The sequence below is a fragment of the Streptomyces sp. NP160 genome (genome assembly GCF_006335115.1).
Lineage (GTDB): Bacteria > Actinomycetota > Actinomycetes > Actinomycetales > Quadrisphaeraceae > Quadrisphaera.
The window spans coordinates 1-367 of record NZ_VDMJ01000091.1 but is presented as its reverse complement, the minus strand read 5'-3'; the positions used below and the strand labels follow the sequence as shown (position 1 = coordinate 367).

Sequence of the window (367 nt, the reverse complement as noted above, 5' to 3'; positions counted from 1 at the left end):
CGGCCGCAACTGGTTCCAGCTCTACCTCATGCGCCAGCGCGAGATCTCCTACGCCCTGGTCCAACGCGCCGCCGCCGCCGGCTTCGACACCCTCTTCTTCACCGTGGACACCCCCGTGGCCGGAGCCCGCCTGCGCGACAAGCGCAACGGCTTCTCCATCCCACCCCAGCTGACCCTGCCCACCGTCCTGGACGCCGCCACCCGCCCCTGGTGGTGGTACGACTTCCTGACCACCCCCAAGCTGGAGTTCGCCTCCCTGACCGCCACCGGCGGCACCGTCGGGGACCTGCTGGACATGGCCATGGACCCCACCATCTCCTTCGCCGACCTGACGGTCATCCGGGACATGTGGCCCGGCAAGCTCGCC

1 protein-coding gene is annotated in these 367 nt (G+C 70.0%); it reads left to right on the top strand.

All coding sequences use genetic code 11. The features are described 5' to 3' along the window. Nucleotides 1–367 (top strand): alpha-hydroxy-acid oxidizing protein (locus FHN55_RS22040; protein WP_139714548.1); only part of this gene is annotated, 367 nt, incomplete at both ends.